The sequence below is a fragment of the Stenotrophomonas pictorum JCM 9942 genome (assembly GCF_001310775.1).
Lineage (GTDB): Bacteria > Pseudomonadota > Gammaproteobacteria > Xanthomonadales > Xanthomonadaceae > Stenotrophomonas > Stenotrophomonas pictorum.
In genome coordinates this window covers 1-2,558 of the sequence record NZ_BAZI01000373.1, presented here as the reverse complement: position 1 = coordinate 2,558, position 2,558 = coordinate 1, and the positions used below count along the sequence as shown (strand labels likewise).

General features: G+C 65.7%; 3 protein-coding genes. All 3 read right to left on the bottom strand.

Translation table 11 applies throughout. The features are described 5' to 3' along the window. Window positions 1-970: c-type cytochrome (locus JCM9942_RS13865; RefSeq protein WP_054660402.1), on the bottom strand; the 970-nt coding region annotated here is incomplete at its 3' end. A 290-nt stretch (window positions 971-1,260) separates the two neighbouring features. Further along, complete coding sequence (locus JCM9942_RS19175) at window positions 1,261-1,407, bottom strand: hypothetical protein (protein ID WP_157722938.1); 147 nt, start codon at window positions 1,405-1,407, stop codon at window positions 1,261-1,263. Window positions 1,408-1,566: 159 nt separating this feature from the next. Then, the coding region (locus tag JCM9942_RS13860) for a hypothetical protein (protein WP_218185501.1) at window positions 1,567-2,558 on the bottom strand (992 nt) is incomplete at its 5' end.

Below are 2,558 nucleotides of genomic sequence, written 5' to 3'. Positions count from 1 at the left end.
CGCGCAGCTGCGCGGTGGTGGTGTCGGCGCGCGGCTTCCACTGCGGCGCACGTTCGGCACGCGCCGGCAGCTGCTTGAGGTAGTGCGCCATCGCCTGCAGATCTTCGGCACTCATGTGCTGGGTGCTGTGCTGGACCACATCGGCCATGCCACCGAAGGCCGCGGTGCGATCGGTACGTCCGCTGCGCAGGAACTCGACGATCTCGGCCTCGCTCCACGTCGCCAGGCCGATATCCTCATCGCGCAGGCTCTTGGCATACCAGCCTTCGAGCACCGAGCCGGACAGGAACTGGCCGCTGCCGTCCTCGCCCAGCGCCTTCTCCTGGAACGCCAGCCCGCGCGGGGTATGGCAGGCCCCGCAATGGGCCAAGCCCTCCACCAGATAGGCGCCACGCTGCGCACTGGCATCCAGTGCCGGATCCACCCGGTGCTCGCGCGGACGGGCGAACATCAGCTGCCACCACGACAGCGGCCAGCGCATGCTTGCCGGCCACGGAATCGTGGTCGCGGCGTTGGTCTGCGCCACCGGCGCCACGCTGGACATGAAGTAGGCATACAGCGCCTTGATCTCCTCATCGGAGTTGATCATGTAGGACACATACGGCATCGCCGGATACAGCGGCTGGCCATCGGCGCGGATGCCACGGCGCACCGCCCGTTCGAAATCGGCGTAGTCGTAGCCCCCGATACCGGTGGCCTTGTCCGGGGTGATGTTGGTCGAATAGAGGGTGCCCATCGGCGTCTGCATGCCCAGCCCGCCGGCAAACGCATTGCCGCCGGGAGCGGTGTGGCAGGCGGCGCAATCGGCCACGCGCGAGAGGTATTCACCGCGCTGGATCAGCGCGCGATCGTGGATATCGACCTCGGCCACCTGCCGCGGTGCGAACCAGTGTGGCGTGGAGCGGGCGACACCGTAGGCAACCGCCATCCCCGACACCACCACCAACACCAGCTTCGTGAGTTTCTTCATGCGACCTGCCTTACCGGGAGCGCGGCCATTCTCCCGAGGCCGTCTGCGCGGGGTCATGATCCAGATCAATCACCGCCGCGCGTCTGCCGCACCGCAACGCGCAAAACGTGCAAAGGCAAGGGCGTTGCGGCATTCCACCCGGACGGCGCAGGATCCAACCGCCAGCATAGGCAAAGCCGGAACATCGCCGGACTGAAGGCTGGCCTGCGGCGTTGCACCGGTACCGGAGGGTACGTGGCCGCTGCAGAAAAAAGGCCAGGCAATGCCTGGCCCATCGGTTGTGCCTGGTGTCAGGCGATTGCGTGATGCTGGAGCAGCGTGGCCACGTCCAGACGTACGGTTTTGATCGACAGGCACTGCGGACACACCCGCTCAAGCACCTTGATCGCGGGCTCGTACACCGCGTTGCATTTCCTGCACTGGATCCATCCAGTCATGTCGGCTTGCATAAGCCTCCCTTGTTGCTGTTACCACAAGCCGATCAGATGGGGGCCACTCCAGCGGTTTTAAAGGGGGAGACCACCAGACGCCCGCGGCGGCACCGGGACCACGTCCGGTCGCTGCCGCAGCCAGCCTCATCCCGGCAACCGGCAGGCCTAGAGATTTCCCAGCACATACAGCAATGCCATCACTGCCAGCGCAGCGGTCACCGCCGCGAAGAAGATCTTCCACGCACTGTAAGGACGCTCACCGGCAATCTCGCCGGTGTAGCCGTTGGCCAGTACCTGGTAGCTGCGCGCGCCATAGGTGTAGCTGACCAGCCACACCGGCACCAGGATGTGTTTGAAGGTGCGCGCGCTGTAATCGGCCTGTACCTGCAGATTGCGGTGTGTATCACCGGGTACCTGCTCGGCGCAAAGCGCGTTTGTCTGCGCCTGCATCTGCGCCACGTTCTGTTGCGCGGCCTGGCGCAGATCGACCTGGTAACGCTCCACCGTCCAGCCACGCACGAACTCGGGCGAATAGGCCTTCAGATCGGTGGTGGTCGGAAAGCTGCCGATCTTGTGCAGCAGCGCCATATGCACCCCGACCGTACCCGGCACCAGCTCGTCATCGAAGAAATGCCGCAGCGAGCCCGCCGCCGGTTCCCAGCGCGTGCGTTGCTCCTGTCGGGTCCGGGTATTGCCGTTGGAGTCGCGGTAACTCACCGTCACGTAATAGTGGTAGCCGGCCTCGGCCGTCCAGCGCGCGGACACCTGCGCATCGAACGTCCAGTAGGGCAGGTACACGCCCTTGAGCGTATCGGTCAACGCCGCACGCTTGAGCCGGTTCGGCGCGAACCAGCGCGTGCCGTACCACTTGCGCATGCCATCACGGACCTGCCCGTCGCTGATCTTGAACGGCAGCAGGCTCTGCGGGGTGATCGCATCGCCCAACGACTGGTGATCGATGATTGAGGGCGAGCCGCAGAACTCGCAGCGGTCGGCCACCTTGCCGGCGACGAATACCGAAATCGCATGGCAGCTCTGGCACTGCACTTCGCGTGACTGCGCGCCATAGCCGCGTTGCGCGGCAGGCGTGGCCGCCATGCTCTGCAGCAGGCCCAGCACACCACCCGGGCGTGCCTGCTCCGCCGGCAGCGGTGGAG

Bases quoted from the DNA above. Each gene is read 5' to 3' on its own strand.
- JCM9942_RS19175 (WP_157722938.1), bottom strand. From the start codon at position 1,407: ATGACTGGATGGATCCAGTGCAGGAAATGCAACGCGGTGTACGAGCCC.